This window comes from Vibrio genomosp. F10 str. ZF-129, from assembly GCF_000287055.2.
GTDB lineage: Bacteria > Pseudomonadota > Gammaproteobacteria > Enterobacterales > Vibrionaceae > Vibrio.
The window spans coordinates 24,105-46,785 of the sequence record NZ_AJYQ02000076.1 but is presented as its reverse complement, the minus strand read 5'-3'; the positions used below and the strand labels follow the sequence as shown (position 1 = coordinate 46,785).

At 44.7% G+C, this 22,681-nt stretch carries 15 protein-coding genes; 8 read left to right on the top strand and 7 right to left on the bottom strand.

Features of this window, described 5'->3' with window-relative positions:
* Positions 1-333 precede the first annotated feature (333 nt).
* A complete protein-coding gene (locus tag A1QO_RS07785; protein WP_017040134.1) occupies positions 334-1,062 on the top strand; it encodes a hypothetical protein in 729 nt (242 codons plus the stop codon).
* Positions 1,063-1,149: 87 nt separating this feature from the next.
* Here the strand turns inward: A1QO_RS07785 and orn are convergent, their stop codons facing one another.
* The gene (orn, locus tag A1QO_RS07780) at positions 1,150-1,695 is read right to left on the bottom strand and encodes an oligoribonuclease (RefSeq protein WP_017035388.1); all 546 of its coding nucleotides are present in this window, start codon (positions 1,693-1,695) and stop codon (positions 1,150-1,152) included.
* Positions 1,696-1,842: 147 nt separating this feature from the next.
* Between orn and rsgA the strand changes: the two genes are divergently transcribed.
* The 6 genes from rsgA (at position 1,843) to A1QO_RS07750 (ending at position 9,515) form a co-directional block, all read left to right on the top strand.
* Complete coding sequence (gene rsgA / locus A1QO_RS07775) at positions 1,843-2,898, top strand: small ribosomal subunit biogenesis GTPase RsgA (RefSeq protein ID WP_017035390.1); 1,056 nt, start codon at positions 1,843-1,845, stop codon at positions 2,896-2,898.
* Between the two features lie 110 nt (positions 2,899-3,008).
* Positions 3,009-3,890: an archaetidylserine decarboxylase gene (gene asd, locus A1QO_RS07770; protein WP_017035391.1), complete on the top strand. Its 882-nt coding sequence runs from the start codon at positions 3,009-3,011 to the stop codon at positions 3,888-3,890.
* 181 nt (positions 3,891-4,071) lie between these two features.
* Positions 4,072-5,487: an SLC13 family permease gene (locus A1QO_RS07765; RefSeq protein ID WP_017038558.1), complete on the top strand. Its 1,416-nt coding sequence runs from the start codon at positions 4,072-4,074 to the stop codon at positions 5,485-5,487.
* Between the two features lie 123 nt (positions 5,488-5,610).
* A complete protein-coding gene (locus A1QO_RS07760; protein WP_017035393.1) occupies positions 5,611-6,498 on the top strand; it encodes a DMT family transporter in 888 nt (295 codons plus the stop codon).
* A gap of 160 nt (positions 6,499-6,658) precedes the next feature.
* On the top strand, positions 6,659-8,191 hold the full coding sequence (gene gpmM, locus A1QO_RS07755) for a 2,3-bisphosphoglycerate-independent phosphoglycerate mutase (protein ID WP_026026706.1): 1,533 nt from the start codon (positions 6,659-6,661) through the stop codon (positions 8,189-8,191).
* A gap of 184 nt (positions 8,192-8,375) precedes the next feature.
* Positions 8,376-9,515, top strand: a complete 1,140-nt coding sequence (locus A1QO_RS07750) for a murein hydrolase activator EnvC family protein (RefSeq protein ID WP_017035395.1) — start codon at positions 8,376-8,378, stop codon at positions 9,513-9,515.
* On the opposite strand, the gene A1QO_RS07745 is transcribed toward A1QO_RS07750, so the two are convergent.
* The 4 genes from A1QO_RS07745 to nudC form a co-directional block, all read right to left on the bottom strand.
* Entirely contained in the window at positions 9,512-10,468 is a 957-nt protein-coding gene (locus A1QO_RS07745) for a hypothetical protein (protein WP_017041702.1), read from the bottom strand. The genes A1QO_RS07750 and A1QO_RS07745 overlap by 4 nt on opposite strands.
* 57 nt (positions 10,469-10,525) lie before the next feature.
* Positions 10,526-11,161, bottom strand: a complete 636-nt coding sequence (locus A1QO_RS07740) for a TetR/AcrR family transcriptional regulator (protein WP_017041701.1) — start codon at positions 11,159-11,161, stop codon at positions 10,526-10,528.
* A gap of 104 nt (positions 11,162-11,265) precedes the next feature.
* Positions 11,266-12,333 carry a uroporphyrinogen decarboxylase gene (gene hemE, locus A1QO_RS07735; protein WP_017035398.1) on the bottom strand — a complete coding sequence of 356 codons (1,068 nt, stop codon included), beginning with the start codon at positions 12,331-12,333 and terminating at the stop codon, positions 11,266-11,268.
* Positions 12,334-12,613: 280 nt separating this feature from the next.
* Positions 12,614-13,387, bottom strand: a complete 774-nt coding sequence (nudC, locus tag A1QO_RS07730; RefSeq protein WP_026026705.1) for an NAD(+) diphosphatase — start codon at positions 13,385-13,387, stop codon at positions 12,614-12,616.
* Between the two features lie 162 nt (positions 13,388-13,549).
* On the opposite strand from nudC, the gene rsd reads away from it, so the two are divergent.
* Complete coding sequence (gene rsd / locus A1QO_RS07725) at positions 13,550-14,044, top strand: sigma D regulator (RefSeq protein ID WP_139073944.1); 495 nt, start codon at positions 13,550-13,552, stop codon at positions 14,042-14,044.
* 293 nt (positions 14,045-14,337) lie between these two features.
* Here the strand turns inward: rsd and rpoC are convergent, their stop codons facing one another.
* Together rpoC and rpoB are read right to left on the bottom strand one after the other, a co-directional pair.
* Positions 14,338-18,540, bottom strand: coding sequence for a DNA-directed RNA polymerase subunit beta' (rpoC, locus tag A1QO_RS07720; RefSeq protein WP_017035401.1), 4,203 nt, complete (start codon positions 18,538-18,540; stop codon positions 14,338-14,340).
* A 74-nt stretch (positions 18,541-18,614) separates the two neighbouring features.
* Positions 18,615-22,643, bottom strand: a complete 4,029-nt coding sequence (rpoB, locus tag A1QO_RS07715) for a DNA-directed RNA polymerase subunit beta (RefSeq protein ID WP_017041700.1) — start codon at positions 22,641-22,643, stop codon at positions 18,615-18,617.
* Between the last annotated feature and the right edge of the window lie 38 nt (positions 22,644-22,681).

The window sequence follows — 22,681 nt, the reverse complement described above, 5'->3', positions numbered from 1 at the left end:
TGCGCTCTACCAACTGAGCTAGTATCGCTTTGACAACGTTTCCGTTGTTTAGGGATGCGAATTATAAGAGCATTTATTTGTGATGCAAGTCATTCCGATAAAAAAACAGCTTTTTTTTTCTATCCGCCTAAAAAGCCATCATAATTTCCAGTTTACTGACCTTATGACTAAAACTGGCGAATCATTCAACTCACAAATTAAAGAGATAATGCGAGATAAGCCATTATTTGCTCTACCCAGTTCATGAATAGATCGAAGATATTGCTCCTTTAGTATAACTTTGATCAATATATCCACTCGTTTAAGTCGCGCACCGTCATGGAAAGACAATTAATGCCTCTCTTAAAGCACACTGTGATCTTATTGCATTACCGAGCGATAATACTCGCTAGCCTACTGTGCCTGACACTTTCCAGTTGTGGAACAGTGCCGAAGCCAATCAGAAACCTAGGAAAGAGTGACATTGATTTTGTGATGGATGTACATGCTCGTCAACAAAAACAGATGATGATTCGGCTCACCCAAAAATTGTACGCTCGCAATCCCTCTCAACTCAAAAAAAATGAAGGAATGACCGTAGAAAAACGCATTGAACAAATTTTTGGTTCACTTGATGAAACCGAACTACCAACACTAATTTTTGACGAACTTGACGGCGTGACCAGCGTAGAGGCTATTCTTCTCAGCTTTGACGAAAACTACCAAGGCGATCGCGTTTTTGCCGCAGTCGTCGGTCTTTCAGAAATGCTCAGGCGCTCTTACAACCACCAACAGGAATTTTTTATTCTCGATTCGCTTGATGAACAAGCGCTTTACAACAGTGCCCGCAATATCGAGATTTTTGTTTGGCGGCTTTACCACCGAAGAGACGCAAATGGAGACTTATTCATTCTAACAAATCGATTGAGTGAAACAGGCGCTGACACGAGCTTTGACCGCCTCTTTGCGAAAATGACCCTAGTTCAGGATATGATGGCGCTCATCGTGGCAGATAAAATGAATCGTAGTATCACGAAAGTCGTACACGGCGTTGCTCAATTCGCATTTTTACCCGTACCCTAATAAAAATGCCAGCATATAATTACTGGCATTTAAAATAGCAGGCATTAAATTAAGAGGCGAAGCTCATTGCCGTTAGTTAGGGCTGAATTAAATCGAAATGATCGTTTGGCGGTAATATTTCAGCTCAGCAATAGACTCACGAATATCATCAAGCGCCAAGTGACTGCCACTTTTAGAAAAACCGTCCAACACTTCCGGTTTCCAGCGGCGAGTGAGCTCTTTTAAAGTGCTAACATCGATATAACGGTAATGGAAATATTGCTCAAGTTCAGGCATGTGTTTATACAAAAAACGACGATCTTGACCAATGCTGTTTCCACAGATAGGCGATGCTGATTTAGGCACCCATTTCTCTAAAAATTCAATCGTTTGTTTGATCGCGTCTTGTTCACTGACTTGGCTTTTACGTACACGTTCTACCAACCCACTTCCTGTATGAGTCGTGGTGCACCACTCATCCATTTTATCTAATTCGACGTCATCTTGATGAATGGCAAGAACAGGACCTTCAGCTAAAATGTTGAGTTCACTATCAGTCACGACAGTCGCAATTTCAATGATCTTATGAGTTTCAGGATCTAAGCCTGTCATCTCAAGATCGACCCAAATTAAGTTTTGATCGCTAAAGGACATGAGTGAGTTGCCTATTTGTTTAAGGATAAAAGAGGTACTATACCCAAATAAGGATCCCCAAGATAGTTCTGAATCATTAGCATTCGCTGAAACAACAGGCCTTCTGGAGGTAGATCGCATCATCAATAACGTATTGAAGACATCATTGTGGCAAAAAAGAAAAAATTGACCAAAGGTCAAGTACGAAGAGTACGTAGCAACCAGAACAAACGACTCAAGAAAGAAGACTCTATCCAATGGGATGAGAGCATGCTCGGCGGTGCCAAAAGAGGCCTAGTTATCACTCGGTTTGGCCAGCATGCTGATATCGAAGATCTTGAGACGAATGAAGTTCACCGTTGTAACTTACGCCGCAGCATTGAAACCTTAGTTTCAGGTGACAGAGTGACATGGCGCGCAGGTTTAGAGTCGATGGCTGGTATTTCAGGCGTAGTTGAAGCGGTTGAGCCTCGCACATCGATGCTGACTCGCCCTGATTATTATGACGGTTTAAAACCCGTGGCTGCTAATGTCGACCAAATGGTGATTGTTTCAGCGGTATTACCAGAATTATCGCTCAACATCATCGACCGGTACCTTATTGCCTCTGAAACCGTGAGCATCGCGCCGTTAGTCGTATTGAATAAAGTCGATTTACTCACAGAGCAACAAATTAGTGAATACCGCGAAACACTCAAGGAATACGAGAAAATCGGCTACAAAGTGATGTTTGTGAGCAAAGAGTCAGGCTATGGCATTAAAGAACTTGAAGCGGAACTCAAAGATCGCATCAACATTTTTGTCGGTCAATCTGGGGTGGGTAAATCAAGCCTGGTAAATGCACTCATGCCGACTCTTGACATTGAAGAAGGCGAAGTATCTGAAAACTCTGGTCTTGGTCAGCACACCACCACGGCAGCGCGTTTGTATCACTTCCCTTCCGGTGGCGATTTGATCGATTCTCCAGGCGTTCGTGAGTTTGGTTTGTGGCACCTAGAACCCGACGAAATCACCGATGCCTTCATTGAATTTAAGCCCTACTTAGGTGGCTGTAAATTCAGAGATTGCACGCACAACGACGACCCAGGGTGTATTTTGCGTGAAGCGGTCGAACATGGAAACATCAGTAAACTTCGCTTCGACAATTACCATAGAATCATCGAAAGCATGGCTGACAACAAAGATAACCGACAATACTCTCGGAGCAAAAAAGCCGACCTTTAAGTGGTTTTTGTATGCAAATATTGTCTGCTTACTGACAATCAAAGCATATTTAAGTAGTATCTCGCGCCCAGAACAAAGTCGATCATTTAAACAGTATTGGAATTTTTACAATGGATAAGATTAAAGTTGAACTGCAGCACTGGCTACCAAAGCATGCTTTAACCCGTTTGGTCGGCAAATTAGCCTCTGCTCGATTGGGCAGTTTAACCACCGCGATTATTCGTGGATTTATCAAACAATACAAAGTCAACATGGATGAAGCGTTACACTCGGATCCATCTCACTTCAAAACATTTAACGAATTTTTCGTTCGTGAGTTAAAAGATGGGCTTCGCCCTGTTGCTGAAGGTGATCAAGTTATCACTCACCCAGCCGATGCGTGTGTCAGTCAATTCGGCCCGATTGTCGATGGTAAGCTTATTCAGGCTAAGGGCCATGATTACACATCGGTCGAACTACTTGGTGGTGATGAAGAACTGGCCAATGAATTTGCCGATGGTGAGTTTGCCACCTTATATCTTTCGCCAAGTGATTACCACCGTGTGCACATGCCGTGTGATGGTGTTCTACGCCAAATGATTTATGTGCCGGGTGACCTGTTTTCTGTTAACCCATTAACCGCAGAGAATATCCCAAATTTATTTGCCCGCAACGAACGCGTGGTGTGTATCTTTGATACTGAATTTGGCCCGATGGCGCAAATTTTAGTGGGTGCAACGATTGTGGGTAGTATTGAACTGACTTGGGCAGGAACCGTCACTCCGCCTCGTGGCAATACGGTTTATCGTTGGGGCTACCCAGCGGAAGGCAATAAATCGGTTCATCTCAAAAAAGGACAAGAGATGGGGCGCTTTAAGTTAGGTTCAACCGTCATCAACCTGTTCGCTAAAGACGCCATTACCTTTGAAGAAAGTATGCTGCTCGGTGCACCAACTCGCATGGGTGCGCCATACGCCCACAGCAAAGCAGACGATAGCGCTGGCGAAGAATAACGCTGTAATAACAAAAGCGACATTATGACTTATGCCCTGTTCATCACAGGGCATTTTTGATTAGAAACAAAACTCATCCAATAAAATCCACCACTTATTAAAACTATAACGCTCGTCCAAGTCCTCTATTTCCAAATCGCCTATTCTACTTTGACTCTCTTTTTATTGTAGGAATCGCTCCATGCCAGCACTGAATAAAGGTGTTTTAATAAAGTTGTTTATTTGCTTTATGTTACCTCTCGCCGTTTTATTCATTCCGATTGATCTGATTCCTATCGATGATCTGACACTGATACAACATCGGCTACTCGCCATATTCCTACTCGCCGCTCTTCTATGGGTTTTAGAACCCGTCCCTGTTTTTGCTACGTCCATATTGATCATTGCACTCGAACTGATCATGATTTCCGATAAAGGCTTGCATTTCTTTCGCCAGCCTCCCGAAGGGCATGATTTAGGTGAGTTAATGAATTACACCGATATTTTTAGTGCCTTTTCATCACCGATTATCATTTTATTTATGGGGGGGTTCGCCTTAGCCATTGCAGCGTCCAAGTATGAACTGGACAACAACTTAGCCCGAGTTCTCCTCAAACCTTTTGGTACTCAACCTAAGTTCATCATGCTCGGTTTAATGTTGATTACTGCGGTCTTTTCTATGTTTATGTCTAATACCGCAACGACAGTCATGATGCTGGCGCTTCTCGGCCCCATTGTTGCTTCTGCGCCTAAAGGTGATTTGGGCATTAAAGCTCTGGTTCTTTGTATCCCTATCGCAGCCAATACGGGGGGCATCGCAACACCCATAGGCACCCCACCAAACGCCATAGCCCTGCAATATTTGACCGGAGAAAACAGTATCGATTTTCTTTCGTGGATGATGATGGGCCTACCTTTTGTTGTTATTCAATTGACCTTTGCTTGGTTTCTCCTACAAAAACTGTTTCCATCGCAGCAACAACAAATGATCTTAAAGCTAAATGGAAAGTTTAAAACCAGCTGGCGAGCCATCACGGTCTACGTAACATTTGGCATGACCATCTTACTTTGGATGACAACCAAAGTGCATGGCATGAATACGTATGTGGTGTCTATCATCCCCCTTGCAGTATTTACCTTGACTGGGATTATGGGGAAAGAGGAGCTAAAGCAGATTAACTGGGATGTCCTATGGCTGGTCGCCGGTGGTATCGCTATTGGGATTGGTCTTGATAAAACAGGGTTAGCAGTTGCTCTTGCCCATGCTATTGACTACGAATCTCTCTCTCCTGTTGCTGTAGTATTGACTCTTTCAGTGGTCTGCTGGTTAATGGCCAACTTCATGTCCAATACTGCCACCGCAAACTTACTGATGCCAATTGCCGCCGCCATTGGTGCTTCAATGGAAAGCCTTGCCGCAGTTGGCGGTCTTCAAGGGCTACTAGTCGTGGTGGCGTTCTCAGCATCACTTGGGATGATTCTTCCTGTCTCGACGCCACCGAATTCATTGGCCTATTCAACCGGTCTGATTGAAAGTAAAGACATGGCCAAAACCGGGTTGATTATCGGGGTAATGGGCTTACTGATTGTTTATGCCGCTCTGCTGATATTGACCTAAAAAGGACCGAATACGCCACATTACCCTAATTTGAATTGGACGAGGATATATCCCTAGGCAATGATTCAAGATTAGGGCATATTGTAAGCCATTAATCACCTACGAACTCAAGGAAGACGCGACGTGGGATTTGAATGGCTCGCGCTCGCAGCCGCATTTCTTTGGGCAATCGCCAGCTTGCTCTCAGTAAAACCATCACTGCATTTAGGATCGTTTGCCTACAGTCGCTGGCGCATGGGGTGCACTTCCCTCATCCTGTCTTGTATGGCGCTCTTTACCGGTGGTTGGGGATCGATTGAACTCAGTGACATCACCCCGATGATGCTCTCTGGTTTGATTGGCATCTTTATCGGTGACACCGCTTTATTCGCCTGTCTCAATCGCATGGGTCCAAGGCAAGCTGGGCTTCTCTTTTCTTGTCATGCGGTATTTTCCGGCATTCTCGGGTACTTTATTTTTAGTGAAACCATGAGTTCAACGGAACTATTGGGTTCGGTGCTAGTATTTTCTGGTGTTGTTACGGCTATTTTCTTTGGCCGAAAAGGTCGACAACAAAGTAATCTCGATACTATCAAAGGAAAGGTGTGGGTTGGCCTCGCATTAGGGCTTCTTGCCGCTTTATGCCAAGCACTCGGTGGAATCATTGCAAAGCCTGTGATGCTGACTTCTGTTGATCCGATCGCAGCGTCTGCAATACGGATGATCACTGCTTTTGTCGCCCACAGTCTCTTTTTGTTTTCCGGAGCAAAATTAGCAAAAGCGCTCAATCCAATGACCATGAATATCTTTACGATTACGGCCATTAATGGATTTCTTGCGATGGCGGTAGGGATGACATTGATATTGTTCGCACTGCAAACCGGAAATGTCGGCATGGTTGCCCTGCTTTCCTCCACCACGCCAATCATGCTCTTACCGATACTCTGGATCTACACCAAGCAACGACCTAATATTTATGCCTGGATCGGGGCAGTGGTTGCCGTGATTGGTACCGCGGTTTTGGTGCAATAATAAAACTTTCATTTGTCATTATAATTTGATCAATAGGCTACCCTTTCTTGTAGCGATAGGAAGAATCATTGATCTTTAGCTACTGCAAACCCTTTAAAGTGTAGTAAAATTACGCTAATTTGTTTTTAAAGTTACTTTAATTTTGGACGAGGTTATATCTATGTCAGCTAAGAAGCCAATGGCTCTAGTGATTCTTGATGGTTGGGGATACCGTGAAGATAACGCCAGCAATGCAATCAACAACGCTAAAACTCCAGTGATGGATGCCCTTATTGCAAACAACCCAAACACTCTTATCTCAGCGTCTGGCCTAGATGTTGGTTTGCCTGATGGTCAAATGGGTAATTCAGAAGTTGGTCACACCAATATCGGTGCAGGCCGTGTGGTATATCAAGATCTTACTCGTATTACTAAATCTATTTTAGATGGTGAGTTTGTTGAAACCCCAGCGCTTGTTGAAGCGATTGATAAAGCAGTTGCTGCTGGTAAAGCGGTTCACCTAATGGGTTTGATGTCTCCAGGTGGCGTTCACTCTCACGAAGATCATATCTACGCAGCAGTAGAGATGGCTGCGGCACGTGGCGCAGAGAAAATTTACCTACACTGTTTCTTAGACGGACGAGATACTCCACCACGTAGCGCTGAAAATTCACTAAAACGTTTTGATGAGCTATTTGCAAAACTAGGCAAAGGTCGAATCGCGTCTTTGGTTGGCCGTTACTACGCTATGGATCGTGACAACAACTGGGAACGTGTACAAGTTGCTTACGACCTACTGACACAAGCTAAATCGGAGTTTACTTTTGATTCAGCGGTTGCAGGCCTTGAAGCGGCTTACGCTCGTGGCGAAAACGATGAATTCGTAAAAGCAACGACTCTTAAAACAGAAGGTCAAGAAGACGCTGCAATCGTTGATGGCGATGCGGTTATCTTCATGAACTACCGTGCTGACCGTGCTCGTCAAATGACACGCACATTCGTTCCTGATTTTGATGGTTTTGAGCGCGACGTATTCCCTGCAATCAACTTCGTGATGCTAACTCAATACGCGGCTGATATTCCTCTCGCGATTGCGTTCCCATCTACGTCTCTTGAAAATACCTACGGTGAATGGCTGTCTAAAAAAGGTCAAACTCAATTGCGTATTTCTGAAACTGAAAAATACGCACACGTGACCTTCTTCTTCAACGGTGGTGTTGAAGATGAATTTGACGGTGAAGAGCGCCAACTGGTTGCTTCTCCAAAAGTAGCGACTTACGATCTTCAACCTGAAATGAGCTCTGAAGAACTGACGGATAAGCTTGTTGCAGCAATCAAATCGGGCAAATACGACACGATTATTTGTAACTTCCCGAATGCAGATATGGTCGGTCATACTGGCGTTTACGAAGCAGCAGAACAAGCGATTGAAGCTCTTGATGCGTGTGTGGCTAAAGTCGTTGCAGCGATTCAAGAAGTCGATGGTCAACTGCTGATCACAGCTGACCACGGCAATGCTGAAATGATGGTCGATCCAGTCACGGGTGGCACACACACCGCCCATACTAATCTGCCTGTACCGTTGATCTACGTGGGTAATAAAGAGTTTGAATTCAAGTCTGGAGGTAAACTTTCAGATCTAGCTCCAACCATGCTTGACCTTGTTGGTCTTGAGATCCCAGCTGAGATGACAGGCCAAGTTCTCACTAAGTAATTTGCGCCAATGATCTTAATGAATGCCTCAATGTAAATTGGGGCATTTTTGTATCTGTGGCTCTGATGAATAATTAAAGGCAATCAAACACCCACCACCTTGCAACTTTTAACATACCCCTTTCTTCTCATAAAATTCTTTGGGTATACTAAGCCCTTATTTTAATCGATGGACTTCTGGCTCTATGGCGACGTTTTTATCACTATTCTCATTTAGAAATCGCCTCGATTTTTTCATTCTATTTTCTGCACTGGTAGTGAGCGTTCCCACCATTAGCCACGCGGCCTCTTCTAACGAACTCAAAGGGGTAAAAAATGAAATATCACGTCAGAAAGACTCCGTGTCAACTCAACAAAAGAAGCTCAATGAGCTGCAAAACACGCTAAAAAAACAAGAATTAAGCATCAGTGATTTGGAAAATCAGATAACAAAAACCAAGACATCGCTCACCACTTCCAACAACAACATTAAAAAGATTGATGCAGAGATCGCGCAGCTGAACAAATTGAAAAAACAGCAGAGTGATACGCTTGCCGAGCTGATAAAAACTTACTATGTCACCCAACGGGCCAAAACCGCCACCAGCATTTTAAATAATGGCGTAGAAGAAGACCGCATCAGTCAATATTTTCAGCATCTTGCTAAAGCCCGAGCAATCACGATTGATTCGCTTGAACAAACGCGGCAAGCACTCAATAAAAATCAACGACAGTTACAACTCGAACAGCAAAAAATAGCCCAGTTACTCGAACAGCAAACAACGAAACGAAATAGTCTCAAACAGAACCAAACTCAACGTAACCAAACGGTCAATAAGATTAAGAAAAGCATATCAAGTGATCAGGTTTATCTCTCTGAGCTGCAGCGAAATGAAACTCGACTAAAAGCAGAAATCGCCAAGGCTGCTAAACGAAATGCAGTACCTATGGACGGCTTAGCAAAGCAAAAAGGGAAATTACCATGGCCAATCAAAGGAAAATTACTCCACAGCTATGGCAGTAAACAAGCTGGACAAAGCAATTGGAATGGCATTGTTATTGACGCAGATTACGGACAGGCGATTAAGTCAGTGTACCCGGGGACCGTTGTGTTCGCGGAATACCTCAGGGGATATGGCCTTGTGGTTCTTTTAGACCACGGTAAAGGCGACATGACGCTGTACGGTTTTAATCAAACCCTGGTGAAGAAAGAAGGGGATAAAGTGGCTGCTGGTGAAACCATCGCCTTAGCTGGGGATACAGGAGGGCAGAGTCGCCCATCTCTGTATTTTGAACTGCGCCGAAATAGTAAGACGCAGAACCCTAAATCGTGGTTAACTCGTTAAGCGTAAAACCCTTCAACGGCTTCAATAAAAGCGTTCACATCACTTTTCTTGAGTGCATTTACCCCTGCAGCTGCTGCCCTGCCACCGCCAGTGACGAATTGCCCACAAATATCACCAGCACCCTGCTTATTCGTTAATGGCGCTCTTAATGAAACGGTATAGGTGCAATCTGCGTTTTCGGTTAATACGGCATGCGCTGAATCGGGCGACTGATTTGCCAGTAAGTTTCCGTAAACACCACTGATTCGACGAGAAGCCGCATTATTAGGTAATTCATACAGCCCCAAGGTTTTACTGCGATATTTGGCATCGATAGCAAGCGCTTTATCCATGTCCTCTTGATAAGCATGTTGCAACTTATAGTAAGGAGACTCTGGGTCAGCAATCACATCAAACGGAGAAGTATAGTGAAGCAGTGCTTGATACAGATCGGCGGGATGGAAATGCAGGTCTTCAACTTTCGCCCCATAGCCATTGTAATTGATCAGGGTTCCTAGCTCTTTAAGCTGCTCTTTTTGCTCTTGTGAAAGACCTTTAGCCTGTGCAAGATCATCCGCAACCGCTATCAAATTATCGCCATACGCAGCGGTGATCGCCCACAGGTGGTATTGACCTTCTAATAATTGGTCAATAATCAATGCCGTACAGGTGTTGGCATCGAGGTCGATATTCGCATCGAGTAATGGGTGGTCGGGAATATCACCGGATTGATGATGATCCGCATAAAATACCTCAACCCCAAGTTCGAGCGCAGAGACTAACCCTTCCATATTCTTAGCCATTGAAATATCAAGAATCGTTAGTGAGTCATTATTCGAGAGGTCCAATTTTTCAACCAACTTAATGTCACGCTTCACACCCGTGATGAGCTGTGACGTCCGAGGCGACGAGAGTCGTAATTGCAGTAAAGCGATGATGCCATCAGCATCACCATTAAAAACATCATAGTGCATAAATAACCTTGGGGAAATGAATCCGTAGCGGAGGCAAAGAACCGTTGTTCAGCCCAGTTAAGCGTAAATCGCGATAACACCATCTTCTAGTAATTGTAATTGCTCAATACCCAGTTCCGTGGCTTTAGGTTTGACCACCGCAATCATATGCAGCATACCTTCCAGCACAACTTGTTCGGTGACCTTAGCGTTTAGCGACATCGCCGATTGATAACCAATCCAGCTGCTTGCAATTAAATGTAAGGTAGTCACCAAAGATTTCATTTCTAACTCTTCAACCACTAACAAATCAAGCTTTACGAAGGCCCTCATGATATTAACTAGGTTATTTTGTAGCTTCTCTTGGACTTTAATGTAGTCATCATGCAACGAAGTATCACGTTGAAGAATCTCAGGAAGATTGGCGTAAAAGAAACGATATTTCCACATGAAGGTGAAAATGGAATCCAGATAGTGTTTGAGTAACACCAAACTTTCCTGCTGACCATTGATGGGAGTAAAGCGCTCGAGCAGCTCTTCAGAGTAGAGCGTAAAGATCTCATGGACGATTTCTTGTTTATTGCGAAAATGGTAGTAAAGGTTGCCAGGGCTAATGTCTATGTGCGCAGCAATGTGATTGGTCGTAATATTACGCTCACCATGTTTATTAAATAGCTCTAATGCTGCGTGTACAATTTTATCGCGAGTCTTCATTTATTGCCCGTATCCTTTCCGTCAATCGAATGAGTATAACGCCAAGTGTAACCCATAACAAAAAAGCGCCTGGTCGTATCAGGCGCTTTCAACTATTTACTCCACTATTTGTGGTATGGCTTAGATAACTCATGCACAGCATCAACAAACACACCTGCATTTTCAGGTGGCACATCTAGATGGATACCATGGCCCAGATTAAATACATGGCCGGTTCCGCCATCACCAAAACCTTCAAGGATGGTGCCGACTTCTTCACGAATACGTTCAGGCTGAGCGTAGAGTACAGACGGGTCCATATTGCCTTGTAACGCGACTTTGTCACCAATACGTGCTTTGGCATCAGCAATGTTAATTGTCCAGTCTAGGCCGACAGCATCACAGCCTGTTGCTGCAATCGACTCTAGCCACATGCCACCATTCTTGGTGAATAGCGTAACAGGAACGCGACGACCTTCATTCTCACGAATCAGACCATCGACAATTTTATGCATGTATTGAAGCGAGAATAGTTTGTAATCACGTGGAGTCAGCACACCACCCCATGTATCAAATACCATGACCGATTGTGCACCGGCTTTAATCTGTGCGTTCAGATACTCAATAACCGTGTCTGCAAGTTTATCCAGTAGTAGGTGCAAGGTTTGAGGCTCTGCGTACATCATTTTTTTGATTTTAGTGAACGCTTTAGAACTGCTACCTTCAACCATATACGTGGCTAGCGTCCAAGGACTGCCAGAGAAACCGATGAGAGGCACTTCACCTTTCAGGTCTTTGCGGATTTGACGTACGGCATTCATAACGTACTGAAGTTCACCTTCTGGATCCGGCAAACCAATTTTTTCAACATCTGCTTTACATGTGATTGGACGTTCAAACTTCGGGCCTTCACCCGTTTCGAAGTACAAACCAAGACCCATCGCATCTGGGATCGTCAGAATGTCTGAGAACAAGATTGCAGCATCGAGCGGAAAACGACGCAAAGGTTGAAGCGTTACTTCTGACGCCAATTCTGCGTTTTTACACAAAGACATGAAGTCACCCGCTTCTGCGCGAGTTGCTTTATATTCAGGAAGATAGCGGCCAGCTTGACGCATCATCCAGACCGGTGTGCAGTCAACAGGTTGTTTTAACAGGGCGCGTAAATAGCGATCATTCTTTAATTCGGTCATTCCGTTAAATTCCAATTCAATCTTGTCTGTTTTTGAAGTTTAGTATTCTAACACTGTTCAGCTCTCAAAAGAGGCGTGCTTTGCAATCTAGATCAAGTTATTAACTTTTAAATCAATGCTTAGTTTGCACGCATTATGTAACAATGCTAAAAATTCGTTTGCTAGCGAAAATTACAATAATAACTGAGTACTTAGTGCTCAGCATCTCATAACGACATCTTACTTACCCCCTCCTTCTCGGAGGGTTTTTTTTATCTGTCATTCTCTATTTATTTATCGACTAACTCACCTGAGTTAAGGTATCAATCAGGGTTCTTGCAATGGTGCCTTTAGGCGCGACGGGTGGCAATTTATCAAAATCAAACCATCGTGCATCGCTGAGCTCCTGATAGTCGGGTTTGACCTCACCGCTCTCGTACTCTGCAAGAAAACCCATCATCATGTTAGAAGGAAATGCCCAAGGCTGACTGCCAAAGTAACGAATATTTTGGACATGAATCCCGGTCTCTTCTTTTACTTCTCTCGCAACACATTGCTCAAGGGTTTCTCCTACTTCTAGGAAACCTGCAATCACGGTATACATACCATTGCGATGGCGAGGATGCTGCGCTAGTAATATTTGATGCTGTTTGCGCACGGCAACGATGATGCATGGTGATATTCTGGGATAGTGTAAGGTTCGACAATCTGTGCACTGCATCGCAAGTTGGTTCATATTTAAGTGGTTCCGCCCACCACATTGAGGGCAAAATCGTTGCGTCAGGGTCATATTCCCAAGCTGAACCGCTTTGCTCATGAGTAAGAAAAGTGCGTCAGGAAACTGCAAACATTCTCTCAGAGAAGTGAGTTCAAGAGGCGATTCTATATCGACTTCATTTATCCATAACACAGGGGAACCCTGGTATTGGCCAATGTTAACCGCGTGCTCAATGGGAAAGTTGATCTCTTCCGCGGTCGCAAATGGAAGCTCGTTTTCTACCAGATAAATATCACTTCCAGTGACTGCGCACCAATAGGCTTTTTCGTGCCTTTTACTATTACTATTTTTTAACATCATACGGTCTCTTAGCTTGCAGTTCATTCATTTTACTGGCAATCTAATTTATACCAGAGATTATTAATGATAAATATATTTACAAACTCTGGGTGGATGTAAAAGGGATCTTTGCACTGCAAAGCTAATTCGTACACAAATTTGTGTACCGATCATGAGGGCATGGTCATGCTAAATAAATTCAAACAAACGCAGCAACAATGGGGTGGCTCAAGTGAGGTCATTGATCATTGGCTTGAGACTCGTCAATTACTCATTGTTGAATACTGTAAGCTCGCATCACTTCAACCATCATCCGTAAAATCTTCAGTTTCTGAACTTCCGACGCCTAAAGCGCTTCAAAGCTTTTGTCAGCACTTGGTCGATTATATCTCCGAAGGGCACTTTAAAATCTATGACATGGTCATGGATCAATGGCGCGCAACGGGGTTTGAAGCCACTGATGAGATCAATCAGACTTACGCAAAGATCGTACTGACGACCGAGCCGCTGTTGAGCTTCACAGACACCTATGCAGCCGTCAGTAAGGACGACCCTTTAAAAGGCTTCGACAATGATCTGTCTCAAGTTGGCGAGGTGATTGAGATGCGATTTGAAGTCGAAGACCAGCTGATTCAGCTGATTGCAAATAGCCTTGCCATACCTCCTGGCGCTTAAACTATTCGTTTAAGTTACTGGTTCAAGTTCTTTGATTTAAGTTATTTAGAACTGAATATATAGGATCGGATACCTATGATTTAGTTTCTAGGGACTGGCTATCAAGCAAGCCGCTTACCCTCTGTGCAATGAGTACTTGTAGAAAGTGCTCATTAGCCACCCTCTGTACTTTTCTATTTCTCATCCAACGGTGCTGCCGACTTTTTCACTCATAAACTCACTCAAATAAAAAACAAAAAAGGCACCCAAAGGTGCCTTTTTTCATCACGAATCGTGATTACTCGTCAGAGTGCTTATTCTTCAGAAGAAAAGCCAGCGTTGAGAAGTGCTGCTAGATTATCTGTCGCTTGTTCAGCTGACGGACCTTCTTGTTGCTCTTCACGTTGCTTTTGACGCTCTTGGTGGTAAGCGAAACCAGTACCAGCTGGGATCAGACGACCAACAATAACGTTCTCTTTCAGACCACGTAAGTCATCGCGCTTACCAGAAACCGCAGCTTCTGTTAGTACGCGAGTCGTTTCTTGGAAAGATGCTGCTGAGATAAATGACTCAGTCGCTAGAGATGCTTTGGTAATACCTAGTAAGTCACGCTCGTAACGTACTAGTTCTTTACCTTCTGCTTCTAGAGCGCGGTTAGCGATCTTAACGTTGTGGTACTCAACTTGCTCACCAGGTAAGAACTCAGAGTCACCAGCGTGAGTAATCGTACACTTACGTAGCATTTGACGAACGATAGTTTCAATGTGCTTATCGTTAATCTTAACGCCTTGTAGACGGTAAACTTCTTGAACTTCGTTAGCGATGTACTGAGTCACAGCATGAATGCCACGTAAACGTAGAATGTCATGCGGAGTCTCTGGACCATCAGCGATAACATCACCACGTTCGATCTTCTCACCTTCGAATACGTTCAGCTGACGATGCTTAGGAATCATCTCTTCGTAAGCGTCTCCGCCTTCACGAGTGATAACTAAACGACGCTTACCTTTCGTCTCTTTACCGAATGACACAGTACCTGTGTGCTCAGCAAGAATCGCAGGCTCTTTAGGCTTACGAGCTTCGAACAAGTCAGCAACGCGTGGTAGACCACCGGTGATATCTCGGTTTCCGCTAGATTTCTGTGGAATACGAGATAACGTGTCACCGATACCTACTTCAGCACCATCTTCGATGTTAACGATCGCTTTACCAGGTAGGAAGTAGTGAGCTGGCATATCAGTACCAGGAATCATTACATCGTTACCTTTCGCATCAACAAGTTTGATAGCTGGACGCATATCTTTACCTGCTGCTGGACGAGCGGCTGCATCTGTTACTTCACTAGACGAAAGACCTGTTAGGTCATCAGTCTGGCGAGAAACCGTCACACCATCGATCATATCAACGAATTGGATACGACCTGCCACTTCAGTGATGATTGGCATGGTATGCGCTTCCCAGTTCGCAACAACTTCGCCCGCAGTAACAGCGTCGCTGTCTGCTTTGCTAAGAATCGAACCGTATGGAAGTTTGTGTTTCTCTTTAGTACGGCCAAACTCATCAATGATCGTCATCTCAGAAGCACGAGATGTGATAACCAGCTTCTTGTCTTTGTTGACAACAAACTTAGCATTGTGAAGTTTAACAGTACCCGTAGTCTTAGCTTGGATGCTGTTTTCTGCTGCGGCTGTCGATGCTGCACCACCGATGTGGAACGTACGCATCGTAAGCTGTGTACCCGGTTCACCGATAGACTGAGCAGCGATTACACCAACTGCTTCACCTTGGTTAACTAGGTGACCACGTGCTAGATCACGACCGTAACACTGTGCACAACAACCGAAGTCTGCATCACAGGTAACAACAGAACGTACTTTCATACGGTCAACAGAGTTGTCTTCCATGATTTGACACCACTTCTCATCAATCAGAGTATTACGTGGAATCAGTACATCTTCAGTACCCGGCTTAAGAACGTCTTCAGCAACAACACGACCAAGTGCAAGCTCAGAAAGTGCAACTTTAACGTCACCACCTTCGATATGAGGCATCATGTCGACACCTTCGTGAGTGCCACAGTCATGTTCGTGTACTACAACGTCTTGAGCAACGTCTACTAGACGACGAGTTAGGTAACCCGAGTTTGCTGTTTTCAGTGCTGTATCCGCAAGACCCTTACGAGCACCGTGCGTTGAGATAAAGTACTGAAGGACGTTTAGACCTTCTTTAAAGTTTGCGGTGATAGGCGTTTCGATGATTGAACCATCTGGACGCGCCATCAGGCCACGCATACCCGCCAACTGACGAATCTGAGCAGCAGAACCACGAGCGCCCGAGTCAGCCATCATGTAGATGCTGTTAAACGACTCTTGTTGCTCTTCTTCACCGTCACGGTTAATTACCGTTTCAGAAGATAAGTTATCCATCATTGCTTTCGCAACACGGTCGTTGGTAGACGCCCAGATATCGATAACTTTGTTGTATCGCTCACCCGCAGTAACAAGACCTGATTGGAATTGCTCTTGGATTTCACGAACTTCAGCTTCTGCTTCTTCAATTTCAGTATATTTAGCCGCAGGTACAACCATATCGTCGATACCAACAGACACACCAGAAAGTGCAGCGTATGCAAAACCTGTGTACATGATTTGGTCAGCGAAGATAACGGTGTCTTTCAGACCAAGTTTACGGTAAGCCTCGTTAAGTAGAGTAGAAATTTGCTTCTTACCCAACTTTTGGTTAACTAGGCTAAACGGCAGACCTTTAGGTACGATAGACCACAACATTGCACGTCCAACAGTCGTATCGACCATATCTGTGCTTGTTGTGCTGTTACCGTCTTCATCAACAACACTTTCAGTGATACGTACTTTAACGCGAGCGTGTAGCTCTGCGCTCTTAGTACGGTATGCCTTCTCAGCCTCTTCAGGGCCAGCAAGGTACATACCTTCACCTTTCGCATTAATCATTTCACGAGTCATGTAGTAAAGACCCAATACAACGTCCTGAGAAGGTACGATGATCGGATCACCAGATGCCGGTGATAAGATGTTGTTGGTCGACATCATCAATGTACGAGCTTCAAGCTGTGCTTCTAAAGTTAGAGGCACGTGTACCGCCATTTGGTCACCATCGAAGTCGGCGTTATATGCCGCACACACTAGTGGGTGAAGCTGGATCGCTTTACCTTCGATTAGTACTGGTTCAAACGCTTGAATACCAAGACGGTGAAGTGTTGGTGCACGGTTAAGCAGTACTGGGTGCTCGCGGATAACTTCGTCTAGGATATCCCAAACGATCGCTTCTTCACGCTCAACCATTTTCTTAGCAGCTTTGATCGTCGTCGCCATGCCACGAGTTTCTAACTTGCTGTAGATAAATGGTTTGAATAGCTCAAGTGCCATCTTCTTAGGAAGACCACACTGGTGCAGACGAAGGTACGGACCTACTGTAATTACAGAACGACCAGAATAGTCTACACGCTTACCAAGAAGGTTCTGACGGAAACGACCTTGTTTACCCTTGATCATGTCAGCAAGAGATTTAAGAGGACGCTTGTTTGAACCCGTAATCGCACGACCGCGACGACCGTTATCTAGAAGGGCATCAACAGACTCTTGCAGCATACGCTTTTCATTGCGTACGATGATGTCTGGAGCCGCTAGCTCTAGAAGACGCTTCAAACGGTTATTACGGTTGATTACACGACGGTAAAGATCGTTCAAATCAGAAGTCGCAAAGCGACCACCATCTAGTGGTACTAGAGGACGTAGATCTGGCGGAAGAACCGGAAGCACCGTTAGGATCATCCATTCAGGATTGTTACCTGATGAAATGAACGCTTCAACGAGTTTAAGACGCTTAGTCAGTTTTTTACGCTTAGTTTCAGAGTTAGTTGTTTCTAGCTCTTCGCGCATCTGCTCAGCTTCTTGGTGCATGTCCATCGTAGACAGCAGATCTTTGATCGCTTCTGCACCCATCTTCGCGGTGAATTCATCACCCCACTCTTCTAGACGGTCAAGATACTCTTCTTCAGTAAGCATCTGACCTTTTTCTAGATCTGTCATTCCCGGTTCAGTTACTACGTACATTTCGAAGTAAAGAACACGTTCGATATCACGCAGAGGGATATCCATCAACAAACCGATACGAGACGGCAGTGATTTTAGGAACCAGATGTGAGCGACTGGTGATGCAAGTTCAATGTGGCCCATACGGTCACGACGAACTTTAGTTTGTGTAACTTCAACGCCACATTTCTCACAAATCACACCACGGTGTTTCAGACGCTTATATTTGCCACAAAGACATTCGTAGTCTTTAACTGGACCAAAGATACGCGCGCAGAAAAGACCATCACGTTCAGGTTTGAACGTACGGTAGTTGATCGTTTCCGGCTTTTTAACTTCACCAAAAGACCATGAACGAATCATGTCAGGTGAAGATAGACCGATTTTGATAGCATCAAATTCTTCGGTCTTATGCTGTGCTTTTAGAAAGTTTAATAGATCTTTCACATTCAGCTCCTGTAAGGAGTTAAAAGGAGCTCACTCGCTAAAGTGAGCGCCTTCTACCAAATAACCCGGAAGGATTACTCTTCGTCTTCTAGCTCGATGTTGATACCTAGCGAGCGAATCTCTTTCAACAATACGTTGAACGATTCAGGCATACCAGGTTCCATGCTGTGGTCACCGTCTACAATGTTCTTATACATCTTAGTACGGCCGTTAACGTCATCAGACTTAACTGTTAGCATTTCTTGAAGCGTGTAAGCAGCACCGTATGCTTCTAGTGCCCATACTTCCATCTCACCGAAACGCTGACCACCGAACTGAGCTTTACCACCAAGTGGTTGCTGAGTTACTAGGCTGTAAGAACCCGTTGAACGAGCGTGCATCTTGTCATCGACTAAGTGGTTCAGTTTCAGCATGTACATGTAACCAACAGTTACAGGACGCTCAAACGCATCACCAGTACGACCATCAAACAACGTAAGCTGACCAGATTCTGGCAGATCACCCAGTTTTAATAGTTCTTTAATCAACGACTCTGAAGCACCATCGAATACTGGCGTAGCAATCGGTAGACCACCACGTAGGTTCTTAACCAACGTACGAACTTGATCGTCTGACAATTCAGCAATGTCTACTTTCTGACGTGTATCACCCAGATCGTAAACCTTCTGAAGGAAGTTACGGAACTTATGCAGCTCTTGTTGTTCCTTCAGCATCTTGTTCAGTTTGTCACCGATGCCTTTCGCAGCTAGACCTAAGTGTACTTCTAAGATCTGACCGATGTTCATACGCGATGGTACACCCAGCGGGTTCAGTACGATATCGACAGGTTGACCTGTTTCATCGTATGGCATGTCTTCAACAGGGTTAATCTTAGAGATTACACCTTTGTTACCGTGACGACCGGCCATCTTATCACCCGGTTGGATACGACGCTTAACAGCTAGGTATACTTTAACAATCTTAAGTACACCAGGTGCCAGGTCATCACCTTGAGTGATTTTACGACGCTTAGTTTCAAACTTCTTATCGAAATCTGCTTTTAGCTCATCCCATTGCTCAGCAAGTTGCTCTAGCTGTGACTGAAGCGCATCGTCTTCAATCGTTTGCTCTAGCCATTGCTTGCGACCAATAGAGTCAAGCTTAGCTTCAGAGTAACCACCATTGATGAGAACAGCACGAACACGAGCAAGTAGACCACCTTCAAGAATTTGGAACTCTTCAGTTAGGTCTTTCTTCGCTTCTTTCAGCTGCATCTGTTCAATTTCAAGCGCACGCTTGTCTTTTTCTACGCCATCGCGAGTAAAGACTTGAACGTCGATGATAGTCCCTGAAACAGAGTTTGGTACACGCAGTGATGTGTCTTTAACATCAGATGCTTTTTCACCGAAGATTGCACGTAGCAGTTTCTCTTCAGGCGTCAGTTGAGTTTCACCTTTAGGGGTTACTTTACCAACTAGGATGTCGCCACCCTTCACTTCAGCACCGATGTAAACGATACCTGACTCGTCTAGTTTAGACAGAGCAGATTCACCTACGTTTGGAATATCAGCTGTGATCTCTTCAGAACCCAGCTTAGTATCACGAGCCACACAAGACAGTTCTTGGATGTGAATCGTCGTGAAACGGTCTTCTTGAACTACGCGCTCAGATACTAAGATCGAGTCTTCGAAGTTGTAACCATTCCAAGGCATAAATGCGATACGCATGTTTTGGCCAAGCGCTAGCTCACCAAGGTCAGTTGAAGGACCATCAGCAAGTACGTCACCGCGTGCAACAGGCTCACCTGGCATAACGGTTGGGCGTTGGTTAATACATGTGTTTTGGTTTGAACGCGTGTATTTTGTTAGGTTGTAGATATCGATGCCCGCTTCACCAGGAATCAATTCATCTTCATTAACCTTAACAACGATACGAGATGCATCAACCGATTGTACTTGTCCACCACGTTTTGCTACCGCTGTAACACCAGAGTCAACTGCGATGTTACGTTCGATACCCGTACCAACTAAAGGCTTATCAGCTCTAAGAGTTGGAACAGCTTGACGTTGCATGTTCGCACCCATCAATGCACGGTTCGCATCATCGTGTTCTAGGAACGGGATAAGCGAAGCAGCGATAGATACAACTTGGTTTGTTGCAACGTCCATGTAATTAACATGTTCACGTGGGTGAAGACCAGATTCACCTTTCTGACGAGCCGTGATCAGCTCTTCAGAGAAAGTCGACTCTTCTGTCAATAGTGTATTCGCCTGAGCGATAACAAATTGACCTTCTTGAATAGCAGAAAGGTAATCAACATCTTCAGTCACTACGCCATCAACAACACGACGGTACGGAGTCTCAAGGAAACCGAACTCGTTACAACGTGCGAATGCTGATAGAGAGTTAATCAAACCGATGTTTGGACCTTCAGGCGTTTCGATCGGACATAGACGACCGTAGTGCGTAACGTGAACGTCACGAACTTCGAAGCCAGCACGCTCACGAGTCAGACCACCAGGACCTAAAGCAGAAATACGACGCTTGTGCGTTACTTCTGACAATGGGTTGTTTTGGTCCATAAACTGGGACAACTGTGAAGAGCCAAAGAATTCTTTAACTGCAGCTGAGATCGGCTTAGCGTTGATAAGGTCCTGAGGCATAATTGCATCAAGATCACCAAGGCTTAGGCGTTCTTTAACAGCACGTTCTACACGAACTAAACCAACTCGGAATTGGTTTTCAGCCATTTCGCCTACGCTACGGATACGACGGTTACCAAGATGGTCGATATCGTCCACTTCGCCTTTACCGTTACGGATCTCGATCAATCTGTTCATCACCGCAATGATGTCAGTTTCATCTAGCGTACCTTGTTCACCGGCATCTTCACGCTCAATTGAGCTGTTGAATTTCATACGGCCAACTGTAGATAGGTCGTAACGATCTTCATTGAAGAACAAGCTTTGGAACAATGTCTCTGCTGCGTCTTTTGTTGGCGGCTCACCAGGGCGCATCATGCGGTAGATTTCTACCAACGCTGAAAGGCGATCAACAGTACTGTCGATGCGCAATGTTTCAGACATGAATGGACCGTGGTCTAGATCGTTCGTAAATAGAACTTCTAGCGCTTTGTGACCCGCTTGAGATAAATTTGCTAGAGCTTCTAGGCTGATCTCATGGTTTGCACCAACGATGATCTCGCCAGTTGCTTCGTTGATGTAATCTTTCGATGCAACCTTGCCAACGATGTACTCTACTGGTACTTCGATGTGCTCAATGCCATCTTTTTCAAGTTGACGAATGTGACGTGCTGTCACACGACGACCTGTCTCGACGTAAGTTTTACCGTTCGCTTCGATGTCGAATGACGCAGTTTCACCGCGTAAACGATCAGGAACTAACTCCATTAATAGAGTTTTGTCTTTTACTTCAAAGTTCACTTTTTCAAAGAATAGATCCAAGATCTCTTCTGTTGTTTTACCAAGTGCGCGAAGAATGATCGAAGCAGGTAGCTTACGACGGCGGTCTATACGTACGTATAAGTTATCCTTAGGATCGAACTCAAAGTCTAACCATGAGCCACGGTAAGGAATTACACGTGCGTTATATAGAACTTTACCCGATGAGTGGGTTTTACCCTTATCGCTGTCGAAGAACACGCCTGGGCTTCGGTGCAGCTGGGATACGATAACCCTCTCGGTACCATTGATAACGAAGGTACCATTGTCTGTCATAAGCGGAATTTCGCCCATGTAGACTTCTTGTTCTTTAATATCTTTTACGGTACCTGCTGGCGCGTCTCTATCAAAGATGACTAGGCGCAGTTTAACGCGTAGCGGTTTTGAATAAGTTACGCCGCGGATTTGACATTCTTTAACATCAAATACAGGCTCACCAAGACGGTAGCTAACGTATTGCAGCTCTGAATTGCCGTTATAGCTCTGAATTGGAAAAACAGAACGGAAAGCAGCTTCAAGACCGTATTGCCCTTCAGGATCCTGTTCGATAAATTTGTCGAACGAATCGAGCTGGATCGATAACAGGTATGGAATGTCCAAAACTTGTGGACGAGTACCAAAATCCTTACGGATGCGTTTTTTCTCGGTATAGGAGTAAACCATGGGGTTCCTCAGCTCGCTGATAAGTGACCCAAACTGCC

Excerpts from the sequence above, each read along its gene's own strand:
- A1QO_RS07785 (WP_017040134.1), top strand. The coding sequence starts at position 334 with ATGCCTCTCTTAAAGCACACTGTGATCTTATTGCATTACCGAGCGATA.
- orn (WP_017035388.1), bottom strand. The coding sequence starts at position 1,695 with ATGTCCTTTAGCGATCAAAACTTAATTTGGGTCGATCTTGAGATGACA.
- asd (WP_017035391.1), top strand. The coding sequence starts at position 3,009 with ATGGATAAGATTAAAGTTGAACTGCAGCACTGGCTACCAAAGCATGCT.
- A1QO_RS07765 (WP_017038558.1), top strand. The coding sequence starts at position 4,072 with ATGCCAGCACTGAATAAAGGTGTTTTAATAAAGTTGTTTATTTGCTTT.
- gpmM (WP_026026706.1), top strand. The coding sequence starts at position 6,659 with ATGTCAGCTAAGAAGCCAATGGCTCTAGTGATTCTTGATGGTTGGGGA.
- A1QO_RS07750 (WP_017035395.1), top strand. The coding sequence starts at position 8,376 with ATGGCGACGTTTTTATCACTATTCTCATTTAGAAATCGCCTCGATTTT.
- A1QO_RS07745 (WP_017041702.1), bottom strand. The coding sequence starts at position 10,468 with ATGCACTATGATGTTTTTAATGGTGATGCTGATGGCATCATCGCTTTA.
- A1QO_RS07740 (WP_017041701.1), bottom strand. The coding sequence starts at position 11,161 with ATGAAGACTCGCGATAAAATTGTACACGCAGCATTAGAGCTATTTAAT.
- hemE (WP_017035398.1), bottom strand. The coding sequence starts at position 12,333 with ATGACCGAATTAAAGAATGATCGCTATTTACGCGCCCTGTTAAAACAA.
- nudC (WP_026026705.1), bottom strand. The coding sequence starts at position 13,387 with ATGTTAAAAAATAGTAATAGTAAAAGGCACGAAAAAGCCTATTGGTGC.
- rsd (WP_139073944.1), top strand. The coding sequence starts at position 13,550 with ATGGTCATGCTAAATAAATTCAAACAAACGCAGCAACAATGGGGTGGC.
- rpoB (WP_017041700.1), bottom strand. The coding sequence starts at position 22,643 with ATGGTTTACTCCTATACCGAGAAAAAACGCATCCGTAAGGATTTTGGT.